The sequence below is a fragment of the Algivirga pacifica genome (assembly GCF_039543525.1).
Lineage (GTDB): Bacteria > Bacteroidota > Bacteroidia > Cytophagales > Flammeovirgaceae > Algivirga > Algivirga pacifica.
This window is the reverse complement of record NZ_BAABJX010000058.1, coordinates 16606-38272: the sequence shown is the minus strand read 5'-3', so window position 1 is coordinate 38272 and position 21667 is coordinate 16606. Positions and strand designations below refer to the sequence as shown.

The 21667-nt window shown below is 41.8% G+C and carries 12 protein-coding genes; 7 read left to right on the top strand and 5 right to left on the bottom strand.

Annotated features, from left to right (window positions below):
- Nucleotides 1-146 precede the first annotated feature (146 nt).
- Complete coding sequence (locus ABD985_RS18485; RefSeq protein WP_345374350.1) at nt 147-1793, top strand: tetratricopeptide repeat protein; 1647 nt, start codon at nt 147-149, stop codon at nt 1791-1793.
- A 773-nt stretch (nt 1794-2566) separates the two neighbouring features.
- Here the strand turns inward: ABD985_RS18485 and ABD985_RS18480 are convergent.
- Both ABD985_RS18480 and ABD985_RS18475 read right to left on the bottom strand, forming a co-directional pair.
- Nucleotides 2567-4582 (bottom strand): SpoIIE family protein phosphatase, encoded by a 2016-nt coding sequence (locus ABD985_RS18480; RefSeq protein WP_345374348.1) that lies wholly within the window; start codon nt 4580-4582, stop codon nt 2567-2569.
- Nucleotides 4583-4695: 113 nt separating this feature from the next.
- The gene (locus ABD985_RS18475) at nt 4696-5565 is read right to left on the bottom strand and encodes a cation diffusion facilitator family transporter (protein ID WP_345374346.1); all 870 of its coding nucleotides are present in this window, start codon (nt 5563-5565) and stop codon (nt 4696-4698) included.
- Nucleotides 5566-5774: 209 nt separating this feature from the next.
- On the opposite strand from ABD985_RS18475, the gene ABD985_RS18470 reads away from it, so the two are divergent.
- The gene (locus ABD985_RS18470; protein ID WP_345374344.1) at nt 5775-5996 is read left to right on the top strand and encodes a VF530 family protein; all 222 of its coding nucleotides are present in this window, start codon (nt 5775-5777) and stop codon (nt 5994-5996) included.
- Between the two features lie 15 nt (nt 5997-6011).
- On the opposite strand, the gene ABD985_RS18465 is transcribed toward ABD985_RS18470, so the two are convergent.
- Nucleotides 6012-6935, bottom strand: a complete 924-nt coding sequence (locus tag ABD985_RS18465) for a pseudouridine-5'-phosphate glycosidase (protein WP_345374343.1) — start codon at nt 6933-6935, stop codon at nt 6012-6014.
- Nucleotides 6936-7195: 260 nt separating this feature from the next.
- Here ABD985_RS18465 and ABD985_RS18460 point away from each other — a divergent pair, with 260 nt between their 5' ends.
- The 5 genes from ABD985_RS18460 to ABD985_RS18440 all read left to right on the top strand — a co-directional run bounded on the left by ABD985_RS18460 (nt 7196) and on the right by ABD985_RS18440 (nt 13037).
- Nucleotides 7196-8551: a cytochrome-c peroxidase gene (locus tag ABD985_RS18460; RefSeq protein ID WP_345374341.1), complete on the top strand. Its 1356-nt coding sequence runs from the start codon at nt 7196-7198 to the stop codon at nt 8549-8551.
- Nucleotides 8552-8716: 165 nt separating this feature from the next.
- Nucleotides 8717-9268, top strand: a complete 552-nt coding sequence (locus ABD985_RS18455) for a phosphatase PAP2 family protein (RefSeq protein WP_345374339.1) — start codon at nt 8717-8719, stop codon at nt 9266-9268.
- Nucleotides 9269-9623: 355 nt separating this feature from the next.
- On the top strand, nt 9624-10997 hold the full coding sequence (locus ABD985_RS18450) for an SLC13 family permease (protein ID WP_345374337.1): 1374 nt from the start codon (nt 9624-9626) through the stop codon (nt 10995-10997).
- 100 nt (nt 10998-11097) lie between these two features.
- A complete protein-coding gene (locus ABD985_RS18445) occupies nt 11098-12237 on the top strand; it encodes a hypothetical protein (protein WP_345374335.1) in 1140 nt (379 codons plus the stop codon).
- A 140-nt stretch (nt 12238-12377) separates the two neighbouring features.
- Nucleotides 12378-13037, top strand: coding sequence for an START domain-containing protein (locus ABD985_RS18440; protein WP_345374333.1), 660 nt, complete (start codon nt 12378-12380; stop codon nt 13035-13037).
- A gap of 222 nt (nt 13038-13259) precedes the next feature.
- On the opposite strand, the gene ABD985_RS18435 is transcribed toward ABD985_RS18440, so the two are convergent.
- Complete coding sequence (locus tag ABD985_RS18435; protein ID WP_345374331.1) at nt 13260-17402, bottom strand: DEAD/DEAH box helicase; 4143 nt, start codon at nt 17400-17402, stop codon at nt 13260-13262.
- A gap of 336 nt (nt 17403-17738) precedes the next feature.
- Nucleotides 17739-21455 (bottom strand): ATP-binding protein, encoded by a 3717-nt coding sequence (locus tag ABD985_RS18430; protein WP_345374329.1) that lies wholly within the window; start codon nt 21453-21455, stop codon nt 17739-17741.
- Between the last annotated feature and the right edge of the window lie 212 nt (nt 21456-21667).

The following is a 21667-nucleotide window of genomic DNA, read 5'->3' as shown; positions in this document are numbered from 1 at the left end:
TCCCGCTCACGTGTTTAACCATACAAACTCATAGTAGTAATAGATAAAATCAAAATATTAACATTCTCTAATACTAAGCTACAAAACAAACGAAACAAGTCACCTATTGTGTTGTCGCAATAGTTAGTGTGCTAAACTATCAAATTATGAACAAACTACTTTTTATTATCGGCTTACTCTTTCCGATATGGATAGAGGCTTCGGATAAAAAAGTACTGGACAGTCTCCGGATGGAATTATCCGTTAGTACCAATCAAATCGAAGAAGGTATCTTACTGCATCAACTTGGCTACGAATTACTCTCTAGCGATATCCATGAAGCAGAGCAATGTATCCTGCGCTCTATTCAACTACTAAAAGCAAGTGGAAATCAAGAGGAACTTTCAAAGGCTTTACATACTTATGGGATGCTACAACTCAACAAGGGGCAGTATGCTACAGCGACCAAACAGTTATTAAAAGTGATGGAAATCGTTCAGCATTTGCCCGATAGTGTCAGGCGGCTTGCTCAGCTCAACAATACGCTTGGTACCATGCATGAGCGAATTAAAGATTATACTACCGCTTATCAATATCTTGATAAAGCCAGAACCTATGCGTTACAACTTCACGGTCCTCCTCAAGACTCACTGCTCTGTAAGATTTATCTTAATATGGGAAGTGCCTATGATGGTATGAAGTTAAGAAAAGAAGCTATTCACCATACACAAAAAGCCTTATCGATAGCTCAACGACTACCTTATGCGGAGATCGAAGCCAAAGCGGCCAATAATCTAGGGAATCAATACCTGATCACTGGCGACCTGGAAAGGGCCCTCGCCCAACACCAAGCGGCCTTAACGCTCAAGAAAAAGTTAGGAGACCATAGCAGCTTACCTTTAACCTATATCTCTTTAGGAGAGAATTACCGTCAACGCAAAGACTATCAAAAAGCATTAAGCTATTTCAATGAGGGGCTTCTTTGTGCCCAAAAATACAAGGCTCCCTATCCATTGCTTCATGCACATTTTTACCTTTTTCGATTATATCAAGAAATGGGGGATGCCAACAAGGCTCTAGAGCACCATATTCTTTACAAGAAATACACAGACCAAATACAAGGCAATGAGAATACACAAAAAATCAATCTCCTGATTGAGCAACATGAGCTCAAGAAACAACAACTCTTCATGCAGCTGGAACAAGAAGAAAGAAATAATGGTATTCTTATTCTTTCAGTTCTGTTTATCCTAAGTTCTCTCACTATTGGGTTTTTATTTATCCTACAAAAAGCCAAAACCAGAGAGATTGCATTGGAAAAAGAACGTGCTATACTTGAGCATTCGCAGCTACAACTGAATCATGAAAAGCTAGAGCAAGAACTTCATTTCAAGAAGAAAGAACTCACGGCTAACGTCATGCATCTCTTGCAAAAGAATGAGTTGATCAATAAGATCTCTTCCGACCTTTTATCTACTCAAAAAAATATGAGAAAAGAAGATCAGAAAGCCATTCGACAAATCGCTATGGAGCTGCAATCTTCCCTTAACGATGAAATGTGGCAAGAGTTTGAAGCACACTTTCAATCTGTACATGGAGACTTTTATGAACGACTACAAGCACAGTTTCCAAATCTCACACCTAATGAACGAAAGATCTGTGCCTTCTTACGTCTCAATATGAGTAGTAAAGATATTGCTGCCATTACCCATCGAAGTCCAAAATCCATCGACATGGCCAGGTTTAGGTTGCGTAAAAAGCTAGGGCTTAACAATGAAGATCAGGACCTCAATAGTTTTATTGCTTCTTTATAGCAGTGAGCAAATCACTTAAACGATAAGCGATAAGCGATAAACAATAACCGATACACAGTGTAGAACGATAATTCTGTTGTCTATCCGTTAATTAAGCCAGCAAACAACATATATCACAACTATTTATCTATCAGTAAATTAACCCTTTTTGTAGAGATGATGATAAGATGTTTTTAGAGCATTGTAGAGATAAAGTTCCTCCATCAAGCAGTCTATTTTATTTGAAAGCTGCTATCTATGCATCATAGCAAAGTGAAAGAGGGAGGATACTTCCCGAATGGTTTTTGGTCGTCGGTTAACGAAAGGTAAATCTCCATTATATCTCTTCCTCTTCTTGGAACAGCACTCTTTTTCTTTACCTGTTTTTGGTGATGACTTTTAAAAAATAATCGGTATTGAAATTGAGTAGTTCACTATTTATTTCGGATGACATCATGCAATATATTAAAGGAACGGAAGCTTGAACCCCTTCCTGTATCTTTACTATCTGCACACAACCCAAATGGCAGGTAGGTGATGTTGATCGTTACAGTGATCTCGCTCACTGCAAATCTTAATTCTAAGATAAAAGCGAACCTTGAATGAGAATTGAATAGAAAAATAGCACGTTAGTGTTACATGGAAGAGGATAAACTACCTTAGTATATTTTCTTTTTCACCAAAGGCCTTCAAACAGGGAAGCACTGCCCTGCTGAAGGCCTTTGGTGTTTTCATAGCTTGTTTTAGAATACATCTTCAGACAAGCTCTTATAATCTGAATTATCGACAGACGCTTAAAGTCTAATCCCCAGTAAGGTCACATCATCTCTAAGTTCTGCCCCTGTCGTATGCTGCTGAAAGCTTTTGTCTAGATGTTCTAGTTGTACATTCATAGCTTCTTTATGGTACGCTAGCAGAATATCTTCCAATTTTTGGCTACCAAGTTTCTTTCGCTCCTCGTTGGAGGCATCGACAAACCCATCAGATAAAAGGTAAAGTACTTCTCCCGTTGTTAAGAATAGCTCATGGGATGTGTATTTCTTAAACCTTTTAACCCTAGCCCTCTTTCCTAAAGACATATTGTCTCCTTTTAACTTTAACAATTGTCCTTGGTGTGTATAATAAAGGCTTTGTTTTGCTCCTGCAAAATGTACCACAAACTTCCCTGGCATCAATTCCTCAATAATGCAAAGAGACATATCCATTCCCCTTTCCACCTGATTCTCAGCTGTAGTGATGCCACTCATCATACGTTGTTGTATCTCATCCAATAACAAGGCTGGATCTTGGAGACCTATATTGTTGGACACCTCTTCTAGCAATGAATATGCTTGCATAGACATAAAAGCACCCGGCACTCCATGCCCTGTACAATCGACTACAGCAATAGCTATCACATTCTCCATTTTCTTACTCCAATAGAGATCTCCTGAAACCATGTCCTTAGGGATAAACAAGGTAAAAGCATCCGCAAAATAATATTGCAGTACATCCAAAGAAGGAAGCAGACGCTGCTGCATCAACTGTGCAGCCTTAATACTGTCTGTCACTTGTCTATTTTTGTCACTCAACAACTGGTGACTTTTCTCCAAGTAAGCCTTCTGGGCCCCTACTTCTTCATTAAGTTCCAATAGTTCATGAGCTTGCTCTTTTAAATCTTCTCCCTGAGCAATCAGTATGGCATTCAGTTTCTTTTTCTGAATATTACTCCAATACAAGGCGATCATCATCACAATGAAGACTAAAAATGCTCCTATAAAGATATTCTGTATTAGTCGTTGTGTATCCAACTGTTGGGCCTGCATTTCAAGTTTTTTCTGAGATTTCACCTTCTCATACTTCGCATCCATCTCTTCTCTTCTTTGCAATAATTCTTTCTTGTAAATTTCTTCATTCAATAAAGAATATTCCATCAAAGAATAATATGCTTTTTCAAATTGCTGCCTATTTTCATAAAAAGAGGCTGCCTGCTTATAAAAGGTTCTCAGTTGCTCATTAAACCCCCTCTCTTTCACAATGGCTAATGCCTTAAGGAGTGCTTTCTCCGCTTTATCATATTGTCCGAAACCTTCATAAATCATTCCCTTTGTCGAAAAATACAAGCTCTCAAACAAAGCATTGGCTTCAGTCTTAATATGGGAGTTGGCTTCCTCCATAATTCGATCAGCCTCCCTAAAGCGCTTCTCTTGCGCCATATAATTCCCTTTATTTAATAATGCCAAGGTAAGGTTGGTGGTATCCCGATAAGCAATAGCCCCTGCAATACTTTTATCCAAATAATAAAAAGCAGAATCCACATGTCCGGTTTCGTAATAGATAATCCCTATATTGGTCATCAATACTGGAGCAGGATTTTCTGCATCAATGGCTGCCGAACGCTTATAATGTTCCAATGCCTGTACAGTGTCCTTATTGGATAAATGATAATTACCCAGATTGGTCAGAGCGGAAGATAATAAACGCTTGTCCTGTAGCTCTTCTGCGATCATCAAACACTTCATGTCTGCTTCATGCATTGCTGGTAGATTAGCCATTCCATAGTAACAAGCTCCTAAAGCTCCATAAGCCCAAGCCTCTCCCCTACGATAACCCAACTTTTGGGCCAATGCAACCGCTTCTTTTCCATAAGCCAATCCTTTTTCAGGATCTGAAGTCCAATACGAGAAACCTAAATTGGAAAGAATACTTACCCTTATGGAGTCTTCCTGTGGATGCTCCTGAAGCTGTTTGAGTAAGTCTTTATTTTCTCGGGAATAAGCAACTGACTGAAAGAATAGCAATACAAAAAATATTCCTCTGATAATAGCCATAGTCCTAAAAAAGTTAGTATGTGTTAATGACTTGAAAGTAATAACACTCTGCCTTAACTCCAATGAACTACCTTTCTTTACGGCTTCCTTAAATCAAACTTGATAAAATAGTATCAATCGGGTTCAATATGTATCAGTACATCGGATATTTCTGGTAACTGCCCCATCACTTTATCCTTTACCTCATGAGCAATTTCATGTCCATGCCTAACGGTAATACTACCCTTTACAATCAAGTGTAGATCCACATGGTAGAGCATACCATTTTTACGAGCATAACACTTCTCCGTATCTTGTACCCCTTCAACTTTAGAAGCAATAATACGTACCTCTTCGATCAACTCTTCATGTACATGCTCGTCCATGATTTCTCCCAATGCCGGTCTAAGCAGTAAGAAAGCATTAAAAAGAATAATACCGGAAGCTAATAAGGCAGCCCAATCATCAGCGGCTTCATATCCTTCTCCCATAAGTACCGCTATTCCAATACCAATAAATGCTGCCAGAGATGTAATTGCATCACTGCGATGATGCCATGCTTCTGCCTTAAGCGAAGAGCTTTGTGTCTCATTACTCTTTCGGGAAATCAATCGATAAAAAACCTCTTTGACAATCACGATTACCGCCAGAACGATCAAGGTAAAAGGCGCCGGTGCTTTGTGAGGAGTCTGTATATTGTCAATACTCTTCACTGCAATCACCGTAGCCGAAATCACCAAAAGAATGACAATCATAAAAGTCATCAGAGGCTCTATCTTTCCATGCCCATAAGGATGGTTGTCGTCGGCCGGCTTAGTAGAATACCTCAAACCGATCAGAAGCATCAATGAAGAGAAAACATCTGTGGTTGACTCGATCGCATCGGCAATCAAAGCATAGGAGTTCCCAAAAACTCCTGCCGTTCCCTTTACTAAAGCGATCAAGGTATTTCCTAATATGCTTTTCTTAGCGGTTCTTAGTACATCAGCCCTTTTTTCTTCCATAATTATATTCTAAAGGTTCTACTCTTCCCGCTAAGATATACTTTTACTTTATAAAAATAAGTGAGAGAAATTGTTGACTAAAATCTATATCCCACTCCCACGGAAAGTACTCATTAACTTTTCAATTCAGTTTTATTTCAAAAAGCAAAAAATATGCACTAAGGTATTCTTCGATAATTATTCGTTTCTTTGCAAAAACACAACGTCCTATGGAAGCACAAAAAAATAATCCTTTACACGGAAAGAAACTGGCAGAGATTGTTGAAGAATTGGTAGCCCACTATGATTGGCACCGATTGGCCTACCTGATTGATATCAATTGCTTTAAAAGTGACCCTAGTGTCAAGTCAAGCCTTAAGTTTTTGAGAAGAACGCCCTGGGCAAGAAAAAAAGTAGAGGATTTATACTTGGAAACATTTGTGAAGGAGTGATCACTCCCTCACAAATCACCTCCTTGCTAAGTTCACGGCTATTTCAGCAGCCAGACGAGCGTTGTTTTTTACCAATGCAATATTCGTTTCCAGACTTTTCCCTTCGGTAATCTCCTTTAGCCGATCCAATAAAAATGGCGTGATTTTCTTTCCTCTGATTTCCCTTTTACTTGCCTCTGCCAATGCCTTATCAATGGCTACATCAATCATTGCTTTTTCCATAGCGGCCTCCTCAGGAACCGGATTACCAATAATCACTCCTCCTGTCAATCCCATCTCCCATTTCACCTTAAGCATACTAGCGATTTCCTCGGGGGTATACATTGCGTAATCCGCCTTAAACCCACTGCTTCGAGTATAAAAAGCTGGGAACTCTTCCGCCTTATAAGCAATCACAGGTACTCCTTGTGTTTCCAGGTATTCCAATGTTAACCCTATATCCAGAATAGACTTCACACCTGCACAAACCACTGCCACATTCGTTTTCGCACACTCTGTCAAGTCTGCAGATATATCTAATGTTTCGGCCACACCTCTATGTACTCCTCCAAGTCCCCCTGTCGCAAAGACCCTAATACCTGCCATTGCAGCAATAATCATAGTAGCAGCCACCGTGGTAGCCCCATCCTTTTTCTGGCTTACCAAATAAGGTAAATCTCGTCGACTAGCTTTCAGCACCTGATTAGAGGTTGCCAAATGATGAATTTCCTCCGTGCTCAAGCCTACTTTTAATTTTCCATCAATAATAGCAATCGTCGCAGGTACAGCACCTTGCTGACTAACAGTATCCTCTAGCATTCTTGCAGTTTCCATGTTTTGGGGGTAAGGCATACCATGAGATATAATGGTAGACTCCAATGCAACAACGGCCTCATTTTGATCCAGTGCCTTTTTTACCTCCTCAGAAAGTTCCAGGTATTCTAAAACAGTATTCATCATATTTTTTGTGGTCTTATATTAGGTTCATTAGTAATAATCCAATCTTAATTAACAGTTTGATCAGCATCTTGTTGGGTACAATAATACTACAAAACTTACATACGCTGATTTTATTCTCTCAACATACATAAGACCTTTTTCTTTTCAACGTAATTACAAATGTTATAGAAGCTGACATTTATAAATCACTTAGGTAGCATTATTTTCTATCTAATAAATAACATTTCTCAATTGCAATCTCCTTAATACCCATATCACGTATGAATTCCTTATCGAAAGTACTATTTGCGTTCTTGTTCTTAGGTATAGTATCCTGTCAACAAGAAAAAGAAGAGCCTCAGTCTTTGGACGACACCCTTACACTACTGCTAAAAGAGCAATCCAAAGGACAGGGACTGTCTTATTTCCAGCTCCCTGATGGCGCTGATCTCAATCAGATTCCACAAGACCCTAATAACCCTATTAATGAAAATATGGTCAGCTTAGGCAAGCTACTCTACCACGACCCTTGTATAGGTACCAGTCCTAATGTTCAGGAAAATCGCATGACATATTCCTGTGCCAGCTGTCATCACGTAGAGGCTGGATTTCAAGCAGGCATACGACAAGGGATAGGAGAAGGGGGTATTGGATTTGGCCCCAAAGGAACACAACGTCAAGCTAATCCAGCCATGAATGAGAGTGACTTGGATGTACAGCCTGTCAGGAGTCCTTCTACTCTCAATAGTGCCTATCAACTCAATATGTTATGGAATGGACAGTTTGGAGCTACCGGTCATAATATTAACACCCAAAGAGAGTGGAAAGAAGGCACTCCTATTTTCAATAATCACTTGGGGTACGAAGGGGTAGAAATACAAGCAATTGCCGGGCTGACAGTACATCGTATGGTCATCGACAAAGAAGGGTTATATACGATGGGATATGAAGGAAAATTTGAATCAGCTTTCCCTAACTGGGATGATGAAAAAAGATTCTCTGCGGAAGGAGCTGGCTTAGCCATTGCCGCTTACGAACGCACCTTGTTAGCCAATGAGGCCCCTTTCCAAAAGTGGCTGAAAGGCGATGCTTCTGCATTAACTCCCGACCAAAAACAAGGAGCCATTCTTTTCTTCGGAAAAGCAGGATGTGTGAGCTGCCACACCGGTCCAGCATTAAGCTCAAACGATGCATTGGAAGAAATGGATGCTTTTCACGCTTTGGGTATGGGTGACTTGAGAGGAGGTGATGTTGTTATTGATGCTACTACTGCACAACAACCAGACTTTGGAAGAGGGGGCTTTACTAAAGCCTTCGATGACCGCTTTACCTTCAAGACCCCTCAACTCTATAACCTGAAAGACGTAAGCTTTTTTGGACACGGAGGAACATTTCGTTCTATCAAAGAAGTAGTAGAATATAAAAACAACGCAGTTCCAGAAAATCCTGCAGTCACAGAAGAATTCCTTTCACCTCTCTTCACTCCCCTCAACCTTTCAGATGAAGAAGTGCAACAGCTTAGTAGCTTTTTGGAAGAGGCACTTTATGACCCTAATCTAAAACGCTATGTACCAGAATCACTCCCTTCTCAGATGAACTTCCCGAATAATGACCCGGTGAGTAATAGTGAGTTGTAAATGATGAGTGATGAGTTATGAGTTTGCCTAAATAAGGCAGTTACTCATAACTCTTTCTTTGTACTGATAAAAAATAAAACATAGAACAACCCGTTATTACTCTACTTATTCAAACAGCTTGTACACTAAGAAACCTAATTAACAGGTTCCTATTTTTACTTCTTTATGAAATCTTATTTTTTACTAGTTCTACTTTTTATATGCTCTCCTTTTTATTCATTAAACGCTCAATATCATAAAGGTTATGAAAGCGCCGGCGACATCTTAGAATACGCTCTTCCCGGAATTGCCCTTACCTCTACTTTTATTTGGAGGGATGGACAAAAAGGCACCTTACAATTCACAAAAGCAGCACTTACCTCCCTTATTATTTCCCAAACACTTAAAAGAGGAATCAATAAGGAAAGACCTAATGGAGGAGTACATTCATTTCCTTCAGGGCATACTACCGCCGCTTTTACTGGCGCAGCCTTTCTCGAGCGACGATACGGGTGGAAAGCAGGCATACCTGCTTATCTACTTGCCGGATATGTAGGGTGGAGTAGAGTTTATGCCAACAAGCACGATTGGTGGGACGTTCTAGGCGGTTTTGTCTTAGGAACAGGTAGTTCTTATCTCTTTACCAAGCCCTACCTTAAGCGAGAGGAATCTATTCAAATGGCAGTCACTACACTACCCGGAGGGGCTGTGGGAGGTGTCCTGAGCTTGAAGATTTAAGTATGAAGAATGTGGAGTATCCTCTCTCACCTGAAATGCCAAACTCCAGTGTTTTTCTTGTGGTCTTTCCCTGAAGCTTCTATCTTTAAAGCACTAAGTTTTCTGATAGAAATAAGGAAACTACTCCCTAAAATAAAGGAGGAAGGAAGAAGGATTAAAGAATAAGGCCCCCTTGGAGCATAATTCTTCTTTCTTTATCATTGCATCGGGACGACCAGTAGGATCTTCTTTCTTTATCCTTGTATCGGGGCGACCACAAGGATCGCCCTTCCTTCATCCTTAAACCCTTATGATTACCACTCCTCCTTCTAAACTCAAACAACTCAGCCTATTTCTTGGCCCTATCTTATGTATAGTGAGTGCACTACTCCCTTCCAATATATTTCCTAATCCAGATGCTCAACTTGTGATTGCTATTGGCGTATGGATGATTGTTTGGTGGGCTTCTGAAACGGTACACATTGCTGTCACCGCCCTTTTACCTATGATCTTACTCCCCTTGACAGGTATTATGGATATAAAAGAAACTACGGCTCCTTACAGCAATCCCATGGTTTACCTTTTTATGGGAGGATTCATGATTGCATTGGCTATGGAGAAATGGAATCTACACCGTCGTATCGCTCTGTCACTTATACGCATTATAGGCAGCAGTGCCAATCGGATTATTTTGGGATTTATGGTTGCGACAGCATTACTAAGCATGTGGATCAGTAATACCGCTACCACAGTAATGATGCTCCCTATTGCCACTTCTGTCATCAATTGGATCAAAGAGGATGAGGTCCATACGAATGGTAATTTCAAATATTTTACGATCAGCTTACTTTTGGGCATTGCCTATGCCGCTAATATTGGAGGTATTGCGACGCTGATCGGAACCCCTCCCAATATTGTCACTCACGGCATCCTGACCGACACCTATGATACGGAAATCTCTTTCCTCAAATGGATGGTATGGGGCGTTCCGGTTTCCGTCATTCTTCTTGTCATCACCTACTGGTTTCTGACACGATGGCTTTACCCCAATGACATGCAAGAAATCAAAAATGCGCAAACGGTTTTTGATTTGGAACTACAGAAATTAGGAAAACTGACCTCTCAGGAAAAGTTGGTTTTAGCCGTTTTCAGCACGACAGCCTTGCTATGGATTTCTCGAAGTGTCATCAATCAGTTTTCCGGACTTCCACTCACCGATACCGGCATCGCCATGACAGGGGCTGTTTTACTCTTTGTACTTCCAGCCAACCGAAAAGAAGGTACCTTCTTGCTTTGTTGGAAAGACACCAAAAAACTTCCCTGGGGTATTTTGATTCTCTTTGGAGGAGGATTAAGTATGGCGGGGGCACTATCTAAAACGGGTGTCATTCAGGTGATCGGCGATTGGGTGCAATTACATGCCGGATTCAATACGATGATCCTTATTTTTGTACTGATTGCCGTGATGGTATTTATGACAGAGGTGATGAGTAACGTAGCCCTTACATCCATTTTCATTCCAGTGGTTGCTAGTATCGCTATCGGTCTTGGAGAAGATTTACTTGAATTTGTTGTGCCCATCACTATGGCTGCCAGCTGTGCTTTTATGCTCCCTATGGCGACACCTCCCAATGCCATTGTCTTTTCCAATGGAGATATTCATGTCTCCCAGATGATGCGAACGGGAATATGGCTTAATTTACTATCTATTGTTGTACTAGGAATATTAGCCCAGATGGGAGGGGTTTGAAGTCTCTAATTTTCAATGATTAATTTTTAATTTTCAACTTTCAATGATTAATTTTTAATGATAGGTCTCCTTACCCTATGTAACCTAATAACTATCTTCCATGACCAAACTACTTTTGCCCTCTCTATGCCTATTCTTTTTTCTTTCTTCCTGTATGAGTCAAAAGGAAAAGGAACTGGAGGAATTGCGTAAACAACAATCTCAAACCATGCGCAATATCGAGCAACCAGTCGATATCACCGCAGCAGAACTGAGGGAGTATATGCATACGTTTCTGGTAGATTTTGTGGACTATGTAGAAGTCGCAGCCGACAGTATTATTCATGACAGCAACGATAAAGAGATTAAGAAAAACGCTTTACTATGGAAAATGTATGCTATACCGGCTGCCAAGAAGGCTATTCTGGTCAATGATCCACTAATCGGCTTGTTTGATGGGGCAGCCCTTTGCCTGCAAATGAAAAACTTTTTTGCAACTGGGGCCGGAAGTGGTGCTTTTGGCGAATATCAGCCTCTCCCTATCGCTGTTTCTGACACCCTATTGGATCGAAGCATGGAGATTTATATGACGCTCTCAAAAAATCGCTATCCCACTATTGCCGTGGAATCTATCAAAGATTTTGCAGCCCAACATCCCATTGAAAGTATCTATTTCAACCGAAAATCTACGGCACCTTTATTGGCTGAATATTTTGATAAGGAAAAACTGGGGTTAAAAGGATTGGTCGTGGGGGCCTCTGAGTCTGTTACTCAATTTGCAGAACGCATTGATATTTATGTAGATCTCCTTCCAAAACAAGCCCGATGGCAAGCCTCTTATATGGTTCAGGAAACACTGGAAGATATCCGAAAGGACAGTGCTGCCATTGCCTTCTCCAAGAAAGTAGATCGTGTAGAAGGCTCTATCGTAGGGGTCTCCAATACCATTGAGCGATTTCCTTATACACTTGATCAACAACGTGAAGCCTTTATGTATGAACTTCAAAATGAAAGTCGCACCCTAATGAACGCCCTGGGCGAAGAGAATGATAAAGTACTGAACAAAGCCACTGAAGAAAGAAAAGCACTAATACTCGATGCAGATGCCCTTGCAGAAAAATACAGCAACCAGTTGATGAACAGAATAGAGGATCTTATTTTCAAGCTTTTTTGGATAGGTTCATTAATTCTGTTTCTAGGCATCTTACTGCTTTCTGCGATTGCCTTTTTCTTTATGAAACACTTCAAAAACCACGAATGAGTAAAGAAGATTATCCTAATCCCTAACACCCAATCCCCAACCCCTAAAAAAAAATTCTACCGCAATAGGGGTACAACCCTGCTGACGCATCTTATTCATGTAAGGGTTCATTTAACAATCACTTTTTAATAACAGGACACATGAAACTTATTGTCTCAGCACTCAGCAGCTTACTACTATTCTTCTCTCTTTCTGCTTATAGTCAAGTAAAGGATCACTCCTGGGACCTGGTCAGCGATCGAGATGCTATTGCTATTTATACAAAAGATACGGATATCTCATTCAAGGCAATACGAGCCGAAATGCTTATCAACGGTTCGCTGGAGCACCTTCTTTATTACCTCAATGAAGCAGCTATCTATAAAGACTGGCTCTATAGCTGTGAAGAAAGTGTAGAACTCAAACGCATCAATAAAGATGAGTTCTATTACCATGTGGTGGTAGACTTACCCTCTCCTATATACAATCGAGACTTGGTCGTTAAGTGTCGTCAATGGACCGATGCAGAAGGCACTATTTATTCTGAATCCGTAGCTACCCCCGATTTTATTCCTGAAAAAGAACATACGGTCCGCATGATGACCTATACCTCCAGCTGGATCATCAAAACGCGTCCTGATGGACTACTTGCTGTGACCTATGAATCCTTAGGGGACCCGGGAGGGGCACTTCCTGCATGGCTTGTCAATATTGCTTGCACCAGAGGTCCCATTCGAACTATGCGGAAACTCAAAGAATTAGTGGAAGCGAAATCTTCTGAATCCGTTAAGGCAGCAGTGGTGGCAACCTCTTTTTATTAACTTTATCCCGTCACTATACAGAATATGACGCTTAAATATTCAACCTTAATTTACTTTCGAGTCGCCTATTTTAGAGCAATTCGGAAGCAAATGCTTCCGTCATTTCCAGTCCAAGGATTTCCTTGGACTAGCATCATTCAATAAGACAGACACAGCATTGCAAGCCTCTTGTACGGCCGCGCCAGTGGCGCAGCCGTACAAGAGGCTTTATGGCATAAAAAATCATCCCTCCTGCATCAAGGCTAAAATATCCTTAGCGGACATCTTCGCACTGGCTTCCGTTCCTTCCAGTAACTGGTCTGCCAAGTCCCTTTTCTGATGATGTAACTGAATGATCTTATCCTCAATGGTATCTTTAGTCACCAGACGATAAACTGTCACAGGCTTATCCTGTCCGATACGGTGTGCTCGGTCTGATGCTTGATCCTCTACGGCTGGGTTCCACCATGGGTCCAGATGAATCACGTAATCAGCAGCTGTTAGATTCAGTCCGGTACCTCCGGCTTTCAAGCTGATCAGAAAGAAATCGGCATCTCCTTGCTGAAACTCGTCCACAATACCTTGTCGCTTCTTGACGGGAGTACTTCCATCCAGATAGCAATAGCTATACCCTTCCTCCTCCATAAATTCTTTGACCAGATCCAGAAAACTAACAAACTGACTAAAAATTAAGGCTCTGTGGCCATTTTGCTTGAGCTCCGACAAAATTCCTTGAAGGGCTTCAATCTTCGGACTACTCACTGTCGTATTTCCATCCAATAACAGTGGGTGACAGCAGGCTCTTCTCAAACGGGTAAGCTCTGCCAGAATCTCTACGGCACCTTGCCCTTCTTCCATTCCTTCCAGCTTACTCAAGGCATTTTGTCTTACCGCCTCATAGAAAGTACGCTGCTGGCTAGACAACTCCAGATGTAGCGTAATGTCTGTTTTTGGAGGCAGATCTTTTAGTACCTGGTCTTTTCGTCTTCTAAGAATAAATGGCTGTATGGCCCTTTTCAATCTTTTTTGTCCTACTTCTCCAGAGGTATAGTGCTGCACAAAAGCGTCATGACTGCCCAGCAAAGTTGGATTAATAAAATGGAACAAACTCCAAAGTTCTCCCAAATGGTTTTCCATTGGAGTACCCGTCAGCGCTAACTTAAAGTCTCCTTGCAACTTTAAGATCGCCTTGGTACGCTTGGCATTTCTGTTTTTGATCGCTTGTGCCTCATCCAGTACAATGGTAGAGAATTGCTTTTGAGAAAAATGCTCCTGCTCTATTTGCGCTATATTATAGGTACAAAGCAGTACATCCTTCGCCTTGGCTTTTTCGATGACTTCTTCTCTGTTCCCTTCTCGTATCATTTGGAAGTTCAAGGATGGCGCAAACTGTTCTCCTTCCGCTACCCAATTATTAACTACAGAAGCCGGAGCAATCACCAAGGCAGGTCCCTTGCTTGCTCTCTTCAGAAGTAAAGCCAATGTTTGAATGGTTTTACCCAATCCCATATCATCCGCCAAGCAAGCACCTACACCCCACTCAGATAGTTTCACCAACCATTGATAGCCTTCCTGCTGATAAGGCCTTAAGGAAGCTTGTAAGGTTGCCGGCACCCTAGGCTTCATCCCCAACGCCTTGTTCATCTTATCCGTATAAGCTTTCCACTCCTCATCGGCTTGGGTAGGCAATAAAGTTACCACGTCCTGCAACCCTGCCCCTTTCAGCATAGGCATTCGCATCTGTTCTCCCCCATGTGTCAGTTCACTTAAAGCTTGTAGACTACGTTCCATTTTTTCCGTCAGTGCCACAAACTTCCCGTAGGATAGCTCTACAAAACGATGTCCCTTATACTTCTTGAGCAGTTCCATTAGTTGTATTACCTCTTGCTCGTCCACCTGTACTTCTCCTTCTACCTCGAACCAATGGTTGATCCCTTTGATGCCCATTTGTACCTGGCCCGTATCGACAGTTCCTCCTAGCTGCAACTGCGCCCCCTGAGGCCACTCTATAATTACTTCTCCTTTCTCCTGCAAAGGCAATAGCTGTTGCATTACTTCCAGTACGGCATACCTATCCTCCAGTTCCCAGGTTCTTTCCTTATTTTTTTCCAGAGCCTCCGACAAGCCTAATAGCTTATCCAACATTTTTTGCTCCTGCTTCAGGTTTCGTACCGTCTGTACTTTCTCTCCATGAACAATATCGGTACAACGCTGGTCCCCTATTCCCAACGGCAAATAGGTTGTTCCCTCTGTAAAAGGTTTACTTAAAAAAGACAATGAAAAGCTATAATCAGTAGGCACAAAATGTACCCTTGGTGTTGTATCTGCTGGCACTTCCGGTAGGGAAGGCCCTAGTCCTTCCACCTCAGAATTGACGGTCACTCCCTTGGAAAGGACCTCCACCACCTGCTGCAGCTTCTCCGCACCCTTCTCAGGGATCTTCCATGTTTTCTTTCCCTGAAACATGGCCGCAAACTTCTGATAAGCCTCTCCTAACTTATACACCTTATAAGCAAAGGAACCGTTCTTTTGCCAGACCACATAACTGCCTTCTTCCATCTTTGGAGAAATACTCATCTCCAGCATGCCATTCTTGGAAGTAATCGTTACAGTAGGCTCTTCCAACGTAATTGTCACAGGAGTCAACTCTCCACGATCTTCTCTAAAAATATAAGGATGTCCTGCCAATAGTGGTAAGGTTTTCTCCGCCTCAAACTCATAAGTTGTTGTTCCTCCCCATCCATAACCCCCATACTCTACATGCACCTCTACGGAATTGGCAATCGCCTTATCCTGCTCGGTCATACCCATCACCTCTTTTTCCATAAATCGCTGCATACCGATACGCTTGCCTTTGCCCCACTTACCACTCTTCAATATCTTTTGCTCCTTGGGAGTAATGATCGGTAATCCACCTCCATATCCTTCCCTAAGGATATAGACCACCCTAGCTTCTTCTTTAACCGCTCCCTTAGCATCTGCTTGCGTCGCTGAAAATTCATTCAAGAAAAAGTCTAATTGCTCTTCCCACGGAGATTTAGCCTCAAAGCGATCTATCAGGTAAAAATCAACATCCGTCTTCCACTCCTCACACTGCTTCCGAATAGGTGCTGCGATGTCTACCTCTATCTCGCGCATCATCATATACAGCTGCACCGCCATCCATCGGTACCCATGAACGACACAACGTCCCAATAATAAAGACGCATGATCTCCATAGTGGTCTTCATAAGCCTGAGGCTTTGACCAAGCCAACATCAAAGCAGGCACAAATTCAAAACAGAGAAACATATATGGCTGGAAATGTACCGTTGTCTTTTCCATTTTAGACTTTTCGTGCTGCAGATAGTAACTCATACGCTTGATTCCCTGGTAAGGAGCCTCCATCAAGTCGTCCTTATACTTATTCGCATAGGTAATCACAGCTTTCAGGTGAGTAGAATCTTTCTGCAACAACATCATCATAGGGTAAGCCAAAGCCTCCATATAGGGAGGGTAATCCTTTTTATCCTCCACCCGTTGCTGATAAAGGCTTACTTGCTTCTTCAATATTTTGATGCGCTCCTCGGTAATGGTTTTACCCTCCATCAAGGATAGCCATTGCAGGGACATCTCCTTCATCTCAGGAAGTGTTATTTTCTCATAGTAATTTCGGGCTTGTGGAAAATCACCTTTCAAGAAGTAGTAAGCACCCAAGTGACGATGCATACCAGAATAAAGATCATCGTTGATCTCATCCCGATTGATAGAGGCGATTTCAGTCGCAAGGTCAATAATCCAGTCATGATTCAATAGGTATAGGGTATTCAACTCCACCAATACTGCAAAAATCAGGTACTGTCCTATAAACGGTAAATGCTCCGTCATTTCCTTCAAATCAAAACCTTCCTTGTGGAGATCCTCTAGAAAGCAATCCATCTCCTCCATAGAAAAATGTCCTAAAGCCTCATCAAACTCATTGATATTGGAAAAGTAAATTGCACAAAGGAACATGCTTCTAGCCCTAGGAGTACTGTATTGTTGCCACTGCCATCGCACCGTAAACCCATGCATGTCTTGCCTTATCTGCAACTCCATATCTAGGTTAATGTATTCCTCCTTAAGAAAGTAATACAATACCGTCAAAGGATGATCCTTTCCTAGCTCGTACCCTGAATAACCACTAGTCGCCAACCATTTTCCTCTTTTTAACTGGTTGATTGCCTTTTTAATCTCCTCTTTAAATTCGACGGCTGTTCTGTATTCTTTTCGTATCGGGTGCTCCTTAAGCAACTCGTATATTCGCTTTTGTCCCAAAGGCTCTTCTTGGTAAAGCGCGTAAATGGCTAATACTTGCTTTTGGAAGGAGGTTAGACTTTGTAAGCGTTTGACAGTGGATGAGTGCATGGGATATTTGATTGTTGACTTGTTGAAAATTTTCGTCTGTTATAAATTGCTACTGTTCTAGTCCAAGAGTTCAGTATTTATAGTCGTTCCTCCTATAAATACTGAACTCTTGGACTAGGAGGGAGACCATGCCTGAGGCGCAATGCTGTAAACTCAAAGAAATAGTGGATGTAGAAAGGGTAGTGCAAACCCGCTTTAGGTCTTATCATTACATGACGTGGTCGACCCTAAGACCAGTTTCTACCTTTTTACTTTCAGTTTAAATTGACAACATTGTGGGCGACCACAAGGGACGCCCCTACCTTTTACCTTTTACCTTTTACCTTTTACCTTTAATCATGCTTCTCCAACTAATTTCACCACCTGTGCCTTATTTCTACCCAAACGGTGAATCTTGTATACATGATGATAAATCAATGGATCATTCTCATTCGGTGAACCAAAGATCAATCGAATGTTTTTATCGTTGGTGAATTGAATCAAATCACTTAGATAACTATCCGATAGTTTCCCCACCTCATCAATCATACAATGCAACAGATAGTTGTCGTTGTTCTTGAATGCATTCTGCTTGAAGACATTCAGTAGCGTAATATAGATCATGGACTTGACCAAAACGTCTGTTCCCTCTGACCCCACGCTGGATAATTTCTCTACCCAGTTGGTATCGTTATTATTCTCCTGTACACGGAATAACAGGTCGAAGTTATCGTGGATAGAAATGAATTTTCTAGGCTCATTATCAATGGCCTTGATCAGGTCATTCAACAGCTTCTTGGAATCTTTATTGACTTCAATCGTACTTTGAGGCTTGAATACTTCCGACTGCTCTCCAAATACATTTTGACCTTCCAGCTGCTTGATATTCTTCAAGAGGCGAATGATCCCCGTGTCATTTTTACGGAAGTCCAGTTGAATGGATTTTACCACCCCTACAAAGTTGGAGTTCTCAAAGTCCGAGTTAATCTTTCGGATAGTCTCGGAGATCTTGGAAGAAGCAGAAGATAGGTCTTGTACCTCATTCGCAATACTCTTGATGATCCCTCCATGCTGTCGTTCCATCTGCTCCCGGATCTGAATATACTTCTCTTCCTTGATAAACGGCAACAGCAAGGTAGATACAAACAGACGATATTCCTCATCATCTACCGTACTGAATTTCGTTGGGAAGTTCAATACGTTATTCTCCGGGAATTTCTCCACATACTTCTTGATACGCTCCTTCATACGTCCAAGGGTCATGTTCTTATCCTGGAAAGTCGTACGCATCAACTGCAGAATCTGCTTCAAGCGAATATTCTCCGCTTCCCCTAATGCTTCTTCCTCCTCTTGTGGGTGATCAATCTGAGACATATACAAGAAATAAGGGCTGGTATGATCCTGCTTGAAGTAAGCATAATCATCATACAGTTCCTTCTCGTCATCTCGGATACTATTCGTCACTTCCTGTAGGTTATGACGCAATTCCTTGGTTTGTTGCTGATGCGTAGCTTTACGTTGTTCTTGCTGGGATTTCAAAACCTGCAAGCGTTCTTCCAGCAACTGCAACTGCTCCTTCACACCATGCTCCTGCTCAATATCCGATCGGTGTACCTGATACTTATTTTTCCATTCCTTGCATTGCTCGATCACCTTTAGTTCTTCCTTCAATCGACCAATGGTCAACTCAATGGATTTCACCTCTTCGGTATCTACTCCTGAGGAATGTAGCTGCTCCGTACGGCGTTGCTGCAGTTCCTCCTTGTTATTCGCATACTCTTGCTCATAGGTCTGTAACTTCTCTTTGAGCTTCTCCAATGCATTTTCATACTGCAATCGCGCTTCCCTGAGCAATTCATCTTTTTCTTCCTCTTGGGTCGCTTGCAGTTCTTCCATACGAGTACGCACCTTATTCAACTCCTCACGGGCCGTTTCCAGTACCTGAAAAGCCTCTTCCAGCTCCTTTTCTATGGACTTAAGAGCTGCATCCTGCTCATTCTTTAATTTATCCGCTAACGTTTCCTGCTCCAGGTGAAGACGCTTCACCTTATTGTCCGTGCTCGCTACTTTACCATACAGTTCTTGTACGGCTTCATCCAACTCTCTCAGTTCCTTTCTAGCTCCTTCATTAAACTGCTGAAGCTTTACCTCCATCTCTTCTTTCGCCTGATGGAATTTTCCTTTCCAGGCTTGCAGCTTCTTGGTAATCTTATCAATTCGCTCTCTAAAATCATCCGCTTGTGCCGGTTGGAAATCAATCTTATCCAAATCCAGTTTCAAGCCAAAGAATGAACCTGTATTCTCTATAGCCTTCTGAGGGTTCAGATCTTTCATCATCAGTACTTCTTCCCGGCAAAGCTTACCGATTGTACCTTCCCACTCTCCTACTTCCTGATTCAAGTAATCTTGCAATGAACCTTCAAACTCCTCCAGTTTCTTTTGCTCCAAGACCAGTTTTTGCTCCAGTGTTTGGCGTTCCTGCAGCAATACTTCTTCTTCCGTTTTCAGCTTTTGCTCCAAGCTTTCCTTTTGGCTTTCCAGTAAGACTCTCTTATTCTGGAAAGTTGCCTTACTCAACTCATACTGCCCTTTCAATGCCGTCAGTTCCTGCTCTGCGGCATGCACCTTGTTGCGGTGTAACTGCATCGCCTCAGAAGAGTTGGTCGTTAATTTTATGCGCTCTTTTTGTAGCTGCAGTTCATTGACATTAATACGATGTTCCTCTGCCACTCGCTCGGCTTTCTCCAAATCGGCTCTAAGCATCTTGGTCGCTTCCTGCTGTTTGCGGTAGGATTGCTGACGAATCTGCTCTTGCTTTTCATGATATGCTGCCTGTGACTCGTTCTTCTCTCGCTCTGTATTGAGACGGAAGGACTCCATCGCACTATCCAATTGTACCTGCTGGCTGTTGAACATGCGCTCTACTTCTTCTGCCTTCGCCGTAAGCGTACGCAATGTAGCTTCTTCATTGCTCAAACGGTCCTTTACAGACAATTCTTCCCCTGCCTTTTCCAGTACCTCCTCTATGGAATACCCCTGTCCATAGACTTCAATATTTTCATACTCCTTCTTCAGGCGCTCAATATTCTTCAGCACACTATTCTGTTCTCCTACTTGCTGGTTAAGAGATACTACCTGTTCTTCTCTCTCCTTGGCTTCCGTATCATAAACCTCCTGCAGTTGCAAGAGCTTTTCTTCCAACTGCTCCTCTTCCTTACGCATTTTAGCCAAGTTGGCTTGTGTACGCTTCACCACCAATCCCAATGTATTGGCAACCTTTTCCAAATGCGATTCCTTATCAACTACTTCCTGATAGGCATTGATAATATCATCCGCTAAATCCCTACTCTTCTCAAAAGTCTCCAACGCCTGTAAAGCATCCCTAAACTTACGAAGGTGTCTCTCAATCACCGAAAGATCAATAGGCTTTTGCTCCTCCTCTACTACGGCATCAATGACTGATTTCTTGATATAGTCCGAGTTCAAACCCGATGAACGGAAGATATTCGCAATCGCTTTTGGAATACTGGCAGTACGCTTGGCTGTTTGTCCAATACGCGCCTGCAACAAACCATACCCTCTGTATCGTCTCAGTTGTGTAGAACCATAAATAATATTACGAAGGTCTCCATACTTGATGATCGGCTCCTCCGAGCAACGTAGATCGTCCTTTCTAAAATTATCCCACACCTCTTCCGGCAAGTATACCTGCATATCCGGAGAAATATAATAGTCTTTATTGTAAGGCGCATCCACAATACGGAACTGCATACGCCCCCCGGACTTATAGCAAACAATACAATAATCCCCTGTCTCTCTGGCTACCTCATATATGATATAGGAGTTCAGTTGCTCAAAATAATAGTCAGAAAAAGAACGTTGGTTCTCACGAATCCCTAGCTCTGACTTATTACTGGTAGGGTTATAGAAAAACAGGATCGTACGCAATACGGTGGTCTTTCCAAAACCATTCGATCCTACGAAGTGAATATTTCCACCTACTTCTACCTCCGAATACGGTAGGGAAGCGGCATTGATATAAACGACTTTCTTTAAATATCTTTTATTTTCCATGAAAATTGTTTGTCAATAAGTGGGAGGAGTGTTGTTGAAGATTTACCCATTATACTACCAACTCGCTTTGTTGAATCGTTGAGGCAGCTTACACTGCTTGTTGAATCGTTGAATCGAGTTGAACTGTTGATTGAGTTCAGTAAACAGTTCAACTCGATTCAACGAGCAAAGCTCAATTCAACTCACCGAAGGTGAAATTCAACGATTCAACA